Consider the following 14,784-nt stretch of genomic DNA (forward strand, 5'->3'; position numbering starts at 1 on the left):
GGGCCGGCGGGTGCCTCACCTGTCGTCGCGCGGCGGCTGGTCCTCCCCCGGAGAGTCCGACGCGTCCGGCGAGCCCGGCGTCCCCGGGTCCCGGGGCGGCTTCTGAGCCGGGCTCGTGAAGCCTTCGAAGCCGCGGCGGACCCGGTCGCCCAGGTCGCCGGCGCCGCCGGCCAGGTCCGTGACCAGCTTCATCAGCGGGTCCTTGGAGCTCTTCACATGCGTGGTGTAGTGGTTCGCCGACTCCCGCCAGGAGTCCCGGACCGAGGTGTCCTGGTCCTCGTCGCGCCGCGGGTAGTGGCCGTCCATGATCCGCTGGTAGTCCCGCGACTCGGCCCACTTCTTCAGCTCGGCCGCCCGCACCGTGGTGAAGGGGTGGGAGCGGGGCAGCACGTTCAGGATCTTGAGCACGGAGTCGCGCAGGTCGCCGCCCGCCTCGTACTCCTCGGCCTGGGCGAGGAACGCGTCCACGTTCATCTCGTGCAGGTGGTTGCCGCCCGCGATCTTCATCAGGCCGCGCATGGACGCCTGGAGGTCCTGGCCCACCAGCAGCCCCGCCCGGTCCGCGGACAGCTCCGACTTGCGGAACCACTCGCGCAGGCCGGTCACGATCGCCATGATCGCGAGGTTGCCCAGCGGGATCCAGGCGACCCGGACGGCGAGGCTGGTCAGGAACAGCAGGATGGTCCGGTAGACGGAGTGCCCGGACAGCGCGTGCCCCACCTCGTGGCCGACGACCGCCCGCATCTCCTCCTCGTCGAGCAGCTCGACGAGCCCGGTCGTGACGACGATGATCGGCTCGTCCAGGCCGATGCACATCGCGTTCGGCTGCGGGTCCTGGTTGACGTACATCGGCGGGACCTTCTCCAGGTCCAGGATGTAGCAGGCGTCGCGCAGCATCACGTTCAGATGCGAGAACTGCTGGTCCGACACCCGCACCGAGTCGGACAGGAACAGCAGCCGCAGACTGCGCTCGGGGAGCAGGCCGCTGAGCGCCTTGAACACCGTGTCGAAACCGCTCAGCTTGCGCAGCGCCACCAGGGCGGAGCGGTCGGCCGGGTGCTCGTACGTACGCGAGGAGATCCCGGGGAAGCGCCTGCGCTGCCTGCTGGGCACGTGCTCGTGCCCGTTGTGCTCGTGGCCGTCGGACATGTCTTCCCCCATGCGTCTGTGTGACCTTTGCGGCCCCTTGTGCGGCCCTTTGCTTCCCCGAGGCTGAGCCCAGCCTAGGCGGAGTTACGGTGGTCGGGCAGTACAGCGAAGGGAACCACCGCCATGCAGCACCACCCCGCAGCCGCCTGGCTCGCCGAGGCCGCCGGCGCCGCCGACCGGCAAGGGGGGCCGGGGATCCTCCGGATCGTGCTCCTCGTGATGATCGTGGGCTGTGCGCTGACCGCGTGGTTCCTGCTGCGCGGCTACAGACGGAAGGACGACTGAGGCGACGCGAAGGTTCCCCGCCGGGCCCCGGGACCGGGTCCGGCGGCAGGGCGCGCGGCCCGGCGGGGCGGGAAACAGGCGGAGTCGGGGTGATCGCGCGAGGGGCGCCCGCTTACGATGAGCCGACGTCTTTAACCCGCCCACACGCGATAGGTCCTGCCGAAGATGAGCTTCCACAGCACCGCTGCCCAGTTGGTCACCACCCTCGCCGCCGAGGGCGAGGAGCACGGCGGAAACCACGAGAGTCTCAGCCCCTACCTCACCGGTGGCGCCGCCCTCTTCATCCTGCTGCTCCTGCTGTGGATCACCACCCGCTTCAACCGCGACCGCTGAGCCCGGCAGGGCGCCCCGGGCGGGGTGCCCCGAGGACCACGGGGGCGGCCGGAGCCCTCAGGCAGGGCCGGTAGGGTCTGCACGCATGGGAGAGCAGGACATGCCTACCGGTCCGGTGCACGAGACGCCGCACGACCCGGCACCGGACACGGCGAGCGGCACCGAGCGACACTCGGAGCCCCGCCGTGCCGCCGCGGCGCCCCGCCAGATCGACGGCCCCGGAAAGAGCCCCGCGCAGCCGGGCAAGCGCCGCCTCGGCGTCATGGGCGGCACCTTCGACCCGATCCACCACGGGCACCTGGTGGCGGCCAGCGAGGTCGCCGCGGCGTTCCACCTCGACGAGGTGGTCTTCGTCCCGACCGGCCAGCCCTGGCAGAAGAGCCACCGCAGCGTCTCCCCGGCCGAGGACCGCTACCTGATGACGGTCATCGCGACCGCCGAGAACCCGCAGTTCTCCGTGAGCCGCATCGACATCGACCGCGGCGGCCCCACCTACACCGTGGACACCCTGCGCGACCTGCGCGCGCTCAACCCCGACACGGACCTCTTCTTCATCACCGGCGCAGACGCGCTCGGCCAGATCCTCACCTGGCGGGACAGCGAGGAACTGTTCTCCCTCGCGCACTTCATCGGGGTCACCCGGCCGGGCCACCACCTGAACGACCCAGGACTCCCCGAGGGCGGCGTCTCGCTCGTAGAGGTCCCCGCCCTCGCCATCTCCTCCACGGACTGCCGTGCGAGAGTCGCCAAGGGCGACCCCATCTGGTACCTGGTGCCCGACGGAGTCGTGCGCTATATCGACAAGCGCGAGCTGTACCGCGGCGAGTGAGCCGAGAGGGGCACCGGTGAACGACCGATACGACCCTGGGTACGGGGGCGACCAGTACGAACTCGTCGGCTACGACGAGTACGGCCAACCTGTCTACCGGCAGGTCCAAACCCAGCAGACCCAGCAGCAGGCCTACGACCCGTACACCCAGCAGGGACAGCAGCACCAGCAGGGCTACGGCTACGACCCGTACGGCACGGCCGGGCAGCAGTCCCCGCCCGCGTACGACTACGGCACCGGCCCGCAGCAGCCCGCGCCCACCCACGGCTACGACCCGTACGCCTCCGTCCCGCACCAGGGCGGCCCGCACGACCCCTACGGCCAGACCGCGGCGGCGGACGGCACCGGCCGGCAGCCCCGGGTCGCCGAGCAGACGGCCCAGCAGACCGCCCACATCCCGCAGCAGGCCGGCCCGGCCGAGGACGAGCAGGCCCCCGACCGGGAGTACCACACCGAGCAGTTCGCCTTCGTCGAGGAGCCGGACGACAACTCCGAAGACGTCATCGACTGGCTGAAGTTCACCGAGAACCGCACCGAGCGGCGCGAGGAGGCCCGGCGCCGCGCCCGCAGCCGGGTCATCGCCCTGGTCGTCGTCCTCGCCCTCGCCGCGGTCGGCGGCGTCGGCTACCTCTGGTACGCGGGGAAGCTGCCCGGCCTGTCCTCCGACGACTCCAAGACGGGCACCGCGACGGCCGCGGGCGCCCAGAAGCGCGACGTGATCGTCGTCCACCTGCACGACACCAAGGGCGGCGGCACCTCCACGGCCCTCCTCGTCGACAACACCACCACCAAGCGCGGCACCACCGTCCTGCTGCCCAACTCCCTCGTCCTGACCAGCGACGACGGCACCACGACGACCCTCGCCAAGTCGGTCGAGGACGACGGCTCCGACGGCACCCGCGACGCGCTCGACACGGTCCTCGGCACCGACATCCAGGGCACCTGGCGCCTGGACACCCCCTACCTGCAGAACCTCGTCGACCTCGTCGGCAACATCGACGTCGACACCGATGCGGACGTCCCCGACCCCGCCGCCAAGAAGAAGGGCGAGGCCCCCCTGGTCAGCAAGGGCAGGGACCAGACCCTCAGCGGCAAGATGGCCGTCGCCTACGCCACCTACCGCGCCCCCGGCGAGGCCCAGAACGCCCAGCTGGAGCGCTTCGGGCAGGTCATGCAGGGCGTCCTGCGCAAGATGTCCTCCGACCCGCAGGCCGCGACGACCACGATCCAGACCCTGGCGCAGATCCTGGACCCGTCCCTGACCGACAAAGACCTCGGCTCCTTCCTCGCCGGGCTCTCCGACCTCGCCAAGGGCGGCGACTACCGGACGGACCTGCTGCCCGTCCAGAGCGACGGCACACTCAGCGCCCAGGCGAGCGCGGGGGTCGTCAAGAACGTCCTCGGCGGCACCGCCAAGAGCCCCGACAAGGACGCCGCGGTCAGCGTCTCTGTCCAGAACGCCACCGGCGTCGAGGACAACACCGAGAAGGCCCGCGTCGTACTCCTCAACGGCGGCTTCACCTTCCTGGAGGGCGGCACGGCCGGCGCCCGGGCCACGTCCGAGGTCGTCTACGGCGACGCCGCCGACAAGGCGAACGCCACCGAGGTCGCCAAGACCCTGGGCCTGCCCGCGGGCTCCGTCACCAAGGGCCGGCTCTCGGGGAGCGCCGACGTCTCCGTGATCCTCGGCCAGGACTACAAGCCCTCCTCCGACTAGGTGGCAGGAGGGTGCTCCCCAGGTGATCCCGGCAATCGCGTGGGGGGGCGGTCGGCGGTCCGTGAGACCCTTGGTGGCAAGTGACCGCCGACCGAAAGCCTTGTAGTGACCGTGACCGACCGCTCCCAGGAGCTCATCAACACCGCCGCCCAGGCGGCCGCCGACAAGCTGGCGCACGACATCGTCGGCTACGACGTCAGTGACGTGCTGTCCATCACGGACGCCTTCCTGCTCGCCTCCGCGCCCAACGACCGCCAGGTCAAGGCGATCGTCGACGAGATCGAAGAGCGCCTCTCGAAGGAACTCGGCGCCAAGCCGGTGCGCCGCGAGGGCGACCGCGAGGCCCGCTGGGTCCTGCTCGACTACGTCGACATCGTCGTCCACGTCCAGCACAGCGAGGAGCGCGTCTTCTACGCCCTGGAGCGGCTGTGGAAGGACTGCCCCGAGCTGGAGCTCCCCGAGGACGCCAGGGCCACCCGCGGCAAGGCCGAGGAGCACGCCAAGCTCCAGGCGGCCGAGGAGGCGGCGGAGCTGGACGGAGACTGGCGGTGAGCGCCTTCAGCGAGGCCGGCAAGCCGGGCCGGGGCCGTCGCGTCATCCTCTGGCGGCACGGCCAGACCTCGTGGAACGTGGAGCGCCGCTTCCAGGGCACCACGGACGTCGAACTCACCGAGACCGGCGTCGCCCAGGCCCGCCGCGCGGCCCGGCTGCTCGCCTCCCTGAAGCCGGACGCGATCGTCGCCTCCGACCTCCGGCGGGCCGCGCACACGGCCGCCGAGCTCGCCGCGCTCACCGGCCTCGACGTCACCCACGACGAGGCACTGCGCGAGACCTACGCGGGCGTCTGGCAGGGCCTGACGCACGAGGAGATCATCGCCCGGCACGGCGACGAGTACGCCGCGTGGAAGCGCGGCGAGCCCGTGCGCCGCGGCGGCGGCGAACTGGAGACCGAGGTCGCCGACCGCGCCGCCCCCGTGGTGCTCCGGCACGCCGAGAAACTCCCCGAGAACGGCACGCTCGTCGTGGCCAGCCACGGCGGCACCATCCGCACCACCATCGGCCGCCTCCTCGGCCTGGACCCCCACAACTGGGAGAGCCTCGGCGGACTCTCCAACTGCTGCTGGTCCGTCCTCGGCGAAGGCGCCCGCGGCTGGCGCCTGCTGGAGCACAACGCCGGCACGCTGCCGGAACCGGTGCTCGGCGACGACGACTGACCCCCGGATTTCACTTTCCGGCAGGTCGCAGGCTAAAGTTCTTCTTGTTCGCCCCGCCGGTCGGCGGGGAGGAACGCGAGGGGCTATAGCTCAGTTGGTAGAGCGCCTGCATGGCATGCAGGAGGTCAGGAGTTCAATTCTCCTTAGCTCCACGTCAAGATCCCGTTCCCGTCCAGGGAGCGGGATTTTTCGTGCCCCGGGTTGAGTCACTCGGGCCCGCTGAGGCGTATACCTCTACGGTCGCGACGCGTGCCGTGTCCGGACTGGTACTGAGGCGTCGCTGACCGTATTGGTCCGGCCGTGGCAGAATCAAACGGCCGGAAGGGGGCGCGGCCCGACGGGAGGGAGTTGCGATGCCTGCGAGCATCCTCGAGGAGGTCGACCACCTCCTCGGAGCAGCGTTGACACGGGACATGTCCACCCGCCTCAGCTGCCCTTCCTGCGGTTCCGCGCACGTGGCCCAGATGCTCGGCGACAACGGCGGGATCTCCTACGTGTGCACGGCCTGCGGCCACAGCTGGAGCTGATCGATGGGTGCACACAGGCGGAAGTGCGACTGGTGCGGCAGCGGGACTCCGATCGTCCGCGACATGGAGCCGATCAATCCCGACTACCAGTACTGGTGCGAGGAGTGCGCGCGGGCGCTGATCATAAAAGGCGACCCGATCGAGACGTACCGCGAGCTGGAGGGCGAGCCGATCTACGGCCGGCTTCTGGAGGAGCACTGCACGCTCAAGCGGTTCTATTCGTTCGTGACGGCCTGAGGCTCGGAGGCTCGGAGGATCGACAAAACGGTCATATCGGGCAAGGGGAAATCGATTTGGTGTTGGGCCCGGAGGACCAGTAATGTTGGCGTCGCCGCCGGGGAAACCGGGCGGACCACAACAAGGGGCTATAGCTCAGTTGGTAGAGCGCCTGCATGGCATGCAGGAGGTCAGGAGTTCAATTCTCCTTAGCTCCACAGCAGATGAGAAGGCGGGCCATCCGATCGGATGGCCCGCCTTCTTGTGTGTGCTGCCCGTGTACGCGTACGGCGGGCTCCCCCGAGGGGAACCCGCCGTAGGTCTGTTCAGCGGCCGAGAGCGCGGCGTCCGCGGCCCTGGGAGAGCACCGGGAGGTTGCGGGAGGGCGCGCCCTGCGAACGCTCCTCCTCGATGCGCAGGGCCAGCGCCGGGCAGCGCCGCACCGCGCGCAGAGCCTTGGCCTCGGCATACCGCGGCACCTGCGCCTGCGCCACGGTCGGGAAGCCGTCGGCGCCCAGCTGGAACACCTCCGGGAGGATGTCCGCGCACAGGCCGTGGCCCCGGCACAGCGTCCAGTCGACGTAGATCTTCTGGCGGCTCGGGCCGTTCTCCTCGGACTCGCCGCCGCCCGGGATGCCCGTCGGGGCCCTGCCCCCCTCGAAGAGCGGCAGAACGCCCTCCACGCGTCGTCCACAGCCGTTGCCGAGGACGTGCGCGGCCAGGTCGTCCGTGAACGCCTTGATGGTCGACTCCAGGAACATCGCGGAGCCGTCCGGGTGCGAGCAGGCGCCGCGCCGCTTCACGTTCTTGGCGACCTGCTTGAGCGCCTCCAGGGCCGCCGGACCGCCGCCGTTGAGGATGTCCTCCAAGCCGCGCGCGGCGGCCGGCAGGCCGAGGTAGCAGGGGCCGCACTGGCCCGCGCTCTCCTCGGCCAGCCACTGGGCGACCCGCAGCGACTCGCCCAGCGGGCAGGTGTCCTGACTGATCGGCAGGATCGCGCCGGCGCCCAGCGAGCCGCCCACCGCGTCCAGCGAGTTGCGGGAGACGATCGCCTCGTTGACCGTCGCGGCGTCGATCCACTTGCCGTGGTAGCCGCCGGTGAGCACGCCCTGCGGCACCGGCGGAGCGCCGGCGAGCTGGAGGACGTAGCGCAGCGGCACGCCCGTCGGCACCTCGATCACCATGGGCCGGGCGACCGCCCCGGAGACCGTGAGCATGACGGTGCCCGGCTCGTCGTACAGGCCCGTGTTGCCGTAGCGCTCCGGGCCGATGCGGGCGGCGATCGCCAGCTGGGCGAAGGTCTCGGCGTTCGACAGCAGGGTGGGCGCGCCGCCGACGCCGTTCTGCGAGGCGCTGACCTTGCGGCCGGGCGGGATCGCCGGGCCGCCGTCGATCGAGCGGATCAGCGACGCGGCGGCGCCGGTGACCATGCGGACCGGATTGCGCTGCACACGGGCGCGCAGGGCCGATCGGCGGCCGTTGCTGAGGCCGCGCTCGGCGAGCGCGGCCTCCATGGAGCGCTGTGTGGACTCACGGGTGACCCCCACCACGAGCGTGCGGGCACCCAGCGCCTCGGCGCACAGCAGCGCGCCGTCCAGGATCAGATGCGGGGCACGGTTGATCAGCACCGTGTCCTTGCGGCAGGCCGGTTCGTCCTCGCTGCCGTTCACCACGACGACCGGCCGGACGCCGCGCTTGATCGCCGCCTCGGCGACCGAGCGCAGCTTCTTGTGGAAGGGGAAGCCCGCGCCGCCGCGGCCCTTCAGGTTGATGCGTTCGGCGAGTTGCGCGAGCTGCTCGCCGCCCATCGGCTCGAGCGGCCCGTGCACCTTCAGATGCATGGGCAGATCGAGCCGATCGACAAGGTCGAAGCCCGACGTGAGCTGGGGAAGGCCGACCACGCGGACTTCGGGTACGTCGGGCAGGGCCTCGTTCACTTAAAGCCTCCGGAAGGCGTGTTCCAAGGTTCGCCCGAGCCCGGTGCGTCGAAGTCGTAGGACGCACCGGGCAGTGTTTCAGTGGCGGGACCGCTGTTGTACGTGTCGTTCGGGTAGTACGTGTCGTAGACGGCGTTCGTCTCACCCGTGTCGTACACGTCACTCGATCCATAGCCGGCGGCGCCTGGATTGCCATAGGCCGGGATGCTTTGTCCGGTGTCCCGCAGGGGGTCGTAGGGCGGGATGTTGAAGCCCGTGTCCTGGAGGGGGTCGTAGGCCGACGGCGGGGCCTCGCCGACCGGGGGCGGGGACGGGATCGGCCAGTTGCCCGAGGTGCTGGAGGGTCCGTCCACGGTCGGGATGGTCTCGGTGGGCTGCAGGTCCAGCGGCAGCTCCATGCTGGTGGTCGGCCCCGGCGCGAAGGCCTGGTCCCGCGGCGGGCCCGAGACGGCCCGATAGGCCGCGGCGAAGCCGCTCACCGGCTCCTGCGGCGCGGCGGGGCGCTCCGCCCTCTCGTACCGCGGCGCCGACGGGGACGCCATGGCCCGCGCGGACGCGTCCCGGCTCTCGTAGCCGGGCAGCGCGGAGCCGGCGCCCGCCCGGGCCCGGCTCTCCTCCAGGTCCCTGCGGCCCTGGCCCTCGCCGGGCCCGATGAGCGCGGCGATCTTGTCGGCGACCTTGCGCTTGACCGGGCGCGGAGCCGCGCGCAGGGCGAGGGCTCCGGCCACCCCGGCCAGGGACAGGCAGTACAGGACGACGAAGATCGGCGCGGCCGCGCGACCCGCGTAGAGGCCGTGCACGAGGGCGGCGCACCAGGCCGGGTAGGCCAGCATGTGCATGGCCCGCCAGCGGGCGGCGACGGGTGCGGGGGAGGCGAAGCGGTTGCGCAGTACGCCGGTGACGCCCACGAAGATCATGAGCATGCCCGCCAGGGTGCCCAGGCCGATCAGGAACGACCTGCCCGCGACCAGCTCGTCGTCGGTGAGCAGCAGCCCGAAGGGGATCACGGCGGCGATCCACGAGGTGTGGGACAGCGCCAGTTTGACCCCGATGTGCACCAGCAGGAAGAGGATCGAGGCGACGGCCGTGGTCCGGTGCACGGCCTGCGCCAGGAGGCGCCTGCGCGCGTCGAGGAGGACCCGGTCCTGGGCGACCAGGCCCCAGATCACCGAGCAGGTCAGACACACGAGGGACAGCACGCCCGCACCGAAGTTGAGGAACTCGGCGAAGGAGTCGTCGGCCGTGGAGTCGTAGGGGTTCACGACCTGCCTCCCCACGTCCCGGTGACCGGGGGGAGTGAGGTGGTACTGCGATGAGGGTTCATGGGGGCAACTCCGAGCGGTTCGGGAAAGCAGCGGTCCCGCTGCCGCACTCTAAGCGGAGCCATACCGATGGGTACGAGGTTTGAGTTATTGCGTTGTTATCAAAGGACAATGTGGTTGTTGTGATGTCCCTTAGTGACTGTTACGCGAAGTAACTTTTGACCCTGGTTCAGCTCTTCGGGCACCGAGACGGCCCTCCGGAAGCGCGTCGCGGCGCGCTGGGGGCCTGCGGTACCCTAACGCCATGCGTGCCGTACGCCTTCTGCTTAGCGGGCCGCGCTGATCAGTCCCGGCCACCGGACGAGTCGAGTGGCCGGAATCGGCGCGGCGTCCCCTCCTGTGCGAGGGGATTTTTCGTTTCTCGAACCACACAGCCGCAGGCAGAGACGATCGATGGAGCTTTGAGGATCATGAGCGAGACGAACCCCGCCGCCACCTCCGAGGTGGCGGCGCCGCACCGCTACACGGCCGCCATGGCTGCCGAGATCGAGGCCCGCTGGCAGGACTTCTGGGACGCCGACGGCACCTACGCCGCCCCCAACCCGAAGGGCGACCTGGCGGGCGACCCGGAGACCGTCGCCCGGCCCAAGAAGTTCATCATGGACATGTTCCCGTACCCCTCGGGCGCGGGCCTGCACGTCGGGCACCCCCTGGGCTACATCGCCACGGACGTCTTCGCCCGCTTCCAGCGGATGACCGGCCACAACGTCCTGCACACCCTGGGCTTCGACGCCTTCGGCCTGCCCGCCGAGCAGTACGCGGTGCAGACCGGCACGCACCCGCGCGTGTCCACCGAAGCCAACATGGAGAACATGAAATCCCAGCTGCGCCGGCTGGGCCTGGGCCACGACAAGCGCCGCTCGTTCGCCACGATCGACCCGGACTACTACAAGTGGACCCAGTGGATCTTCCTGCAGATCTTCAACTCCTGGTACGACCACGAGGCCCGGCGGGCCCGCCCGATCTCCGAGCTGGTCGCCGAGTTCGAGTCCGGTGAGCGGCCCGTACCGGGCCACACGCGCGCGTGGAGCGAGCTGAGCGCGGCGGAGAAGGCCGACGTCCTGGGCGAGTTCCGGCTGGCCTACGCCTCCGACGCGCCGGTCAACTGGTGCCCCGGGCTGGGCACCGTCCTGGCCAACGAGGAGGTCACCGCCGAGGGCCGCTCCGAGCGCGGCAACTTCCCGGTCTTCAAGGCCAAGCTGCGCCAGTGGAACATGCGCATCACCGCCTACGCCGACCGGCTGCTGGAGGACCTGGAGGAGCTGGACTGGCCCGAGGCCATCAAGCTGCAGCAGCGCAACTGGATCGGCCGCTCCGAGGGTGCCCGCGTCGACTTCCCGATCGACGGCGAGCACATCACGGTCTTCACCACCCGCCAGGACACCCTGTTCGGCGCGACCTACATGGTGCTGGCCCCTGAGCACCCGCTGGTGGAGAAGTTCACCCCGGGCGCCTGGCCGGAGGGCACCCACGAGGTGTGGACCGGCGGCCACGCCACCCCCCGCGAGGCCGTCGCCGCCTACCGCGCGCAGGCCGCCTCGAAGTCCGACGTGGAGCGCCAGGCCGAGGCGAAGGACAAGACCGGCGTCTTCATCGGCGCCTACGCCACCAACCCGGTCAACGGCGAGCAGATCCCGGTCTTCATCGCCGACTACGTCCTGATGGGCTACGGCACCGGCGCGATCATGGCCGTCCCGGCCCACGACACGCGTGACTTCGCCTTCGCGCGCGCCTTCGAGCTGCCGATCCGCTGCGTGGTCGAGCCGACCGACGGCCGGGGCACGGACACCTCGACCTGGGACGACGCCTTCGTGTCGTACGACGCCGAGATCGTGAACTCCGCCGCCGCGGACGTCTCCCTGGACGGTCTGGGCGTCGCCGAGGCCAAGGCGCGCATCACCGCATGGCTGGAGAGCAAGGGCATCGGCGAGGGCACCGTCAACTTCCGGCTGCGCGACTGGCTGTTCAGCCGCCAGCGCTACTGGGGCGAGCCCTTCCCGATCGTCTACGACGAGGACGGCATCGCCCACGCGCTGCCCGAGTCGATGCTGCCCCTGGAACTGCCCGAGGTCGAGGACTACTCGCCGCGCACCTTCGACCCGGACGACGCCGACACCCAGCCCGAGACGCCGCTGTCGCGCAACGAGGAGTGGGTGAACGTCACGCTGGACCTGGGCGACGGCCCGAAGAAGTACCGGCGTGAGACCAACACCATGCCCAACTGGGCCGGTTCCTGCTGGTACGAGCTGCGCTACCTGGACCCGCACAACAGCGAGAAGCTGGTCGACCCGGAGATCGAGCGGTACTGGATGGGCCCGCGCGAGGGCCAGCCGCACGGCGGCGTCGACCTGTACGTCGGCGGCGCCGAGCACGCCGTGCTGCACCTGCTGTACGCGCGCTTCTGGTCCAAGGTCCTGTACGACCTGGGGCACGTCTCCTCCCCGGAACCGTTCCACAAGCTGTTCAACCAGGGCATGATCCAGGCCTACGTCTACCGCGACAGCCGCGGCATCGCCGTGCCGGCCGCCGAGGTGGAGGAGCGCGACGGCGCCTACTACTACCAGGGCGAGAAGGTCTCCCGGCTGCTGGGCAAGATGGGCAAGTCCCTGAAGAACGCCGTCACTCCGGACGAGATCTGCGCCGAGTACGGGGCCGACACGCTGCGCCTGTACGAGATGGCGATGGGCCCGCTGGACGTCTCCCGGCCGTGGGACACGCGCGCGGTGGTCGGCCAGTTCCGGCTGCTGCAGCGGCTGTGGCGCAACATCGTCGACGAGACGACCGGCGAGGTCACCGTCGTCGACGCCGAGCCCGACGAGGAGACGCTGCGCGCCCTGCACAAGGCGATCGACGGGGTGCGCGGTGACCTGGAGGGCATGCGGTTCAACACCGCCATCGCCAAGGTCACCGAGCTGAACAACCACCTGACCAAGACCGGCGGCGCCGTGCCCCGCTCCGTCGCCGAGCCGCTGGTGCTGATGGTCGCGCCGCTGGCCCCGCACATCGCCGAGGAGCTGTGGCGCAAGCTGGGCCACACCGACTCGGTCGTCCACCAGGACTTCCCGGTGGCCGACCCGGCGTACGTGGTCGACGAGACCGTGACGTGCGTCGTGCAGATCAAGGGCAAGGTCAAGGCGCGGCTGGAGGTCTCGCCGTCGATCTCCGAGGACGAGCTGGAGAAGGCCGCCCTGGCGGACGAGAAGGTCGTCGCCGCGCTGGGCGGGGCCGGGATCCGCAAGGTGATCGTGCGGGCGCCGAAGCTGGTGAACATCGTTCCGGCGTAGCCGCGAGGGACTGCGGACCACTCTCCGGGTGGTCCCCTACGGGCAGGTTCGGGGTCTTTCTGGAACTCCGGACCTGCCTGTTGCGTTTACCGTTGAAGAGCGACGCGAGGCGTCACGCGACATCCTGAGGAGGAGCCGGTGGAAGCAGTGATCGCAGTATTCGCTCTGCTCTTCGTGCTCTTTCTCGGGTTGGGCGCCTACGCGACGGTCAAGGTCGTCGGCGCCGCCAAGCGCGGCGTGGACCGCGGCATCACCCAGGCCCGCCGCACGGTCGAGGACCACACCCTGCGGGCCAAGTCCTTCGCCCAGCCCGGCGCCGCGGGCGAACTGGCCCAGCTCCGGCTGAAGCTGCGCACGTCCATGCGGGCCACCCAGGACGCGCTGCACGCGGCCGTCGCCGAGGACGAGTCCCTGAAGGAGTCCCTCGGCCTGTTCGAGCGTCTCAGCGCGCACGGGCACGAGCTGGACGACGAACTCAAGCGCCTGGAGTCCGAGCCGGACCGCACCGCGCTCCACGAGCGGCTGCCCGAGCTGCGCGAGCGCACCGAGCGCATCACGCGGTCCGCGGACGCGCTGCGCTGGGCGGCCCGCGACCGCGCCCGCCGCTTCGCGGAGGACGACCTGGACACGCTCAGCGCGCAGATCGACGTGGAGGCCGGCGCGCTGCGGCACTGGACGACGTCGCCGGAGTCCGGGACCGCCCCGCCGCCCTGGCCCGAGGCACCCGCCGCCGATGCCGCCACGGCCGGGCAGACCTGGCCGGAGACCCCGAAGTCGAGCCCGGCGCCCGAGCCGGCACGGCCCGCCATCACCCCGCCGGCGCCGCGTCCCACCTACCCCTGGCAGAAGAAGCCCCGCCCCGAGAGCACGACTTGATCCGGCCACGCGCGTCGCGGCGCCGTGGGGCCGGGCTGCCGCACGGGCACTACGGCAGGTAACCTCCAGCTCATGTCCCGCCATGTCGCGATCGTCACCGATTCAACGGCCTACCTGCCGGCCCGGACGATGGAGCGGCACGGCATCACAGCGGTCCCTCTGACCGTCGTCCTCGGCGACCGGGCCCTGGAGGAGGGCACCGAGATCTCGACCCGCGCCCTCGCCCAGGCTTTGCAGAAGCGGCGCCCCGTGACGACCTCGCGGCCCAGTCCCGCGGTCTTCGAGGAGACCTACCGCAAGGTCGCCGAGTCCGGCGCCACCGGCATCGTCTCCCTCCATCTGTCCGCCGAGCTCTCGGGCACGTACGACGCGGCCGTCGTCGCCGCGCGGCGGGCGCCGGTGCCGGTGCGGGTGGTCGACACCGGCATGATCGCGATGGCGCTCGGGTTCTGCGCGCTGTCCGCGGCCGAGGCCGCCGAGTCGGGCGGCACGGTGGACGAGGCCGTGACGGCCGCGGAGAAGCGGGCCGCGGGCACGTCCGCCTACTTCTACGTCGACACCCTCGACTACCTGCGCCGCGGCGGCCGTATCGGGGCCGCGCAGGCCCTGCTGGGCTCGGCGCTCGCGGTGAAGCCGCTACTGCAACTGGCCGACGGGCGTATCGGACCGCTGGAGAAGGTGCGCACCGCGTCGAAGGCGATCGCCCGGCTGGAGGAGATCGCGGCCGACCGGGCGGGCAGCGCCCAGGTCGATGTCGCCGTCCACCATCTCGCCGCCCCGGACCGGGCGTCGGCCCTCGCCGACCGGTTGCGGGCGCGGCTGCCGGGGCTGGCCGATCTGCATGTCAGCGAGGTCGGGGCGGTGATCGGGGCGCATACGGGCCCCGGGTTGCTGGCGGTTGTGGTTTCGCCGCGGTGAACGTTGCTGCGGGGCTCCGATCACCCGTGTGAGGGGCGGAGTTTTCCACAACCGGGGGGTTGTCCCCGGGAATTGACCAAGATCATCGCGGGTGGGCCGATGTGGCCGATCCTCGTCGCATGGCACTTCGATCACGTTCACGCACAGCGACTGCGACCAGCGGCCCGGGCCGTGGAC

The 14,784-nt window shown here is 71.0% G+C and carries 14 protein-coding genes and 2 tRNA genes; 13 read left to right on the top strand and 3 right to left on the bottom strand.

What is annotated here, in order from left to right; translation table 11 throughout:
* Positions 1 to 15: 15 nt before the first annotated feature.
* Positions 16 to 1,149 carry a M48 family metallopeptidase gene (locus IE255_RS02545; protein WP_190049324.1) on the bottom strand — a complete coding sequence of 378 codons (1,134 nt, stop codon included), beginning with the start codon at positions 1,147 to 1,149 and terminating at the stop codon, positions 16 to 18.
* 123 nt (positions 1,150 to 1,272) lie between these two features.
* On the opposite strand from IE255_RS02545, the gene IE255_RS02550 reads away from it, so the two are divergent.
* The 10 genes from IE255_RS02550 to IE255_RS02595 all read left to right on the top strand — a co-directional run bounded on the left by IE255_RS02550 (position 1,273) and on the right by IE255_RS02595 (position 6,488).
* Entirely contained in the window at positions 1,273 to 1,434 is a 162-nt protein-coding gene (locus tag IE255_RS02550) for a hypothetical protein (protein WP_190048429.1), read from the top strand.
* 165 nt (positions 1,435 to 1,599) lie between these two features.
* Complete coding sequence (locus IE255_RS02555; RefSeq protein ID WP_190048430.1) at positions 1,600 to 1,767, top strand: hypothetical protein; 168 nt, start codon at positions 1,600 to 1,602, stop codon at positions 1,765 to 1,767.
* 85 nt (positions 1,768 to 1,852) lie between these two features.
* Positions 1,853 to 2,596, top strand: coding sequence for a nicotinate-nucleotide adenylyltransferase (gene nadD, locus IE255_RS02560; RefSeq protein WP_190048431.1), 744 nt, complete (start codon positions 1,853 to 1,855; stop codon positions 2,594 to 2,596).
* 16 nt (positions 2,597 to 2,612) lie between these two features.
* The gene (locus IE255_RS02565; RefSeq protein WP_190048432.1) at positions 2,613 to 4,313 is read left to right on the top strand and encodes an LCP family protein; all 1,701 of its coding nucleotides are present in this window, start codon (positions 2,613 to 2,615) and stop codon (positions 4,311 to 4,313) included.
* Positions 4,314 to 4,418: 105 nt separating this feature from the next.
* A complete protein-coding gene (gene rsfS, locus IE255_RS02570; protein WP_190048433.1) occupies positions 4,419 to 4,865 on the top strand; it encodes a ribosome silencing factor in 447 nt (148 codons plus the stop codon).
* Positions 4,856 to 5,527, top strand: coding sequence for a histidine phosphatase family protein (locus tag IE255_RS02575; RefSeq protein WP_267974767.1), 672 nt, complete (start codon positions 4,856 to 4,858; stop codon positions 5,525 to 5,527). Before rsfS ends, IE255_RS02575 begins: the two co-directional genes overlap by 10 nt.
* A gap of 79 nt (positions 5,528 to 5,606) precedes the next feature.
* A tRNA-Ala gene (locus tag IE255_RS02580) sits at positions 5,607 to 5,679 on the top strand.
* A 201-nt stretch (positions 5,680 to 5,880) separates the two neighbouring features.
* A complete protein-coding gene (locus IE255_RS02585; RefSeq protein WP_114252414.1) occupies positions 5,881 to 6,054 on the top strand; it encodes a hypothetical protein in 174 nt (57 codons plus the stop codon).
* 3 nt (positions 6,055 to 6,057) lie between these two features.
* Complete coding sequence (locus IE255_RS02590; protein ID WP_006136074.1) at positions 6,058 to 6,291, top strand: hypothetical protein; 234 nt, start codon at positions 6,058 to 6,060, stop codon at positions 6,289 to 6,291.
* A gap of 124 nt (positions 6,292 to 6,415) precedes the next feature.
* Positions 6,416 to 6,488, top strand: a tRNA-Ala gene (locus IE255_RS02595).
* Between the two features lie 108 nt (positions 6,489 to 6,596).
* Here IE255_RS02595 and IE255_RS02600 read toward each other — a convergent pair.
* Positions 6,597 to 8,207: an NADH-quinone oxidoreductase subunit NuoF family protein gene (locus tag IE255_RS02600; RefSeq protein WP_190048435.1), complete on the bottom strand. Its 1,611-nt coding sequence runs from the start codon at positions 8,205 to 8,207 to the stop codon at positions 6,597 to 6,599.
* Positions 8,204 to 9,469: a cytochrome b/b6 domain-containing protein gene (locus IE255_RS02605; RefSeq protein ID WP_190048436.1), complete on the bottom strand. Its 1,266-nt coding sequence runs from the start codon at positions 9,467 to 9,469 to the stop codon at positions 8,204 to 8,206. The genes IE255_RS02600 and IE255_RS02605 overlap by 4 nt, the downstream gene beginning before the upstream one ends.
* Before the next feature lie 470 nt (positions 9,470 to 9,939).
* Between IE255_RS02605 and leuS the strand changes: the two genes are divergently transcribed.
* From leuS to IE255_RS02620, 3 genes are all read left to right on the top strand, one after another.
* Entirely contained in the window at positions 9,940 to 12,813 is a 2,874-nt protein-coding gene (gene leuS, locus IE255_RS02610; RefSeq protein WP_190048437.1) for a leucine--tRNA ligase, read from the top strand.
* Positions 12,814 to 12,951: 138 nt separating this feature from the next.
* The gene (locus IE255_RS02615) at positions 12,952 to 13,689 is read left to right on the top strand and encodes a hypothetical protein (protein WP_190048438.1); all 738 of its coding nucleotides are present in this window, start codon (positions 12,952 to 12,954) and stop codon (positions 13,687 to 13,689) included.
* A gap of 72 nt (positions 13,690 to 13,761) precedes the next feature.
* On the top strand, positions 13,762 to 14,607 hold the full coding sequence (locus tag IE255_RS02620; protein WP_190048439.1) for a DegV family protein: 846 nt from the start codon (positions 13,762 to 13,764) through the stop codon (positions 14,605 to 14,607).
* Positions 14,608 to 14,784: the final 177 nt, after the last annotated feature.

This window comes from Streptomyces lomondensis, assembly GCF_014651035.1.
GTDB classification, from domain to species: domain Bacteria; phylum Actinomycetota; class Actinomycetes; order Streptomycetales; family Streptomycetaceae; genus Streptomyces; species Streptomyces lomondensis.

Coding starts and splice junctions, on each gene's coding strand:
- IE255_RS02545 (WP_190049324.1), bottom strand. CDS start 1,149: ATGTCCGACGGCCACGAGCACAACGGGCACGAGCACGTGCCCAGCAGG.
- IE255_RS02550 (WP_190048429.1), top strand. CDS start 1,273: ATGCAGCACCACCCCGCAGCCGCCTGGCTCGCCGAGGCCGCCGGCGCC.
- IE255_RS02555 (WP_190048430.1), top strand. CDS start 1,600: ATGAGCTTCCACAGCACCGCTGCCCAGTTGGTCACCACCCTCGCCGCC.
- nadD (WP_190048431.1), top strand. CDS start 1,853: ATGGGAGAGCAGGACATGCCTACCGGTCCGGTGCACGAGACGCCGCAC.
- IE255_RS02585 (WP_114252414.1), top strand. CDS start 5,881: ATGCCTGCGAGCATCCTCGAGGAGGTCGACCACCTCCTCGGAGCAGCG.
- IE255_RS02590 (WP_006136074.1), top strand. CDS start 6,058: ATGGGTGCACACAGGCGGAAGTGCGACTGGTGCGGCAGCGGGACTCCG.
- leuS (WP_190048437.1), top strand. CDS start 9,940: ATGAGCGAGACGAACCCCGCCGCCACCTCCGAGGTGGCGGCGCCGCAC.
- IE255_RS02620 (WP_190048439.1), top strand. CDS start 13,762: ATGTCCCGCCATGTCGCGATCGTCACCGATTCAACGGCCTACCTGCCG.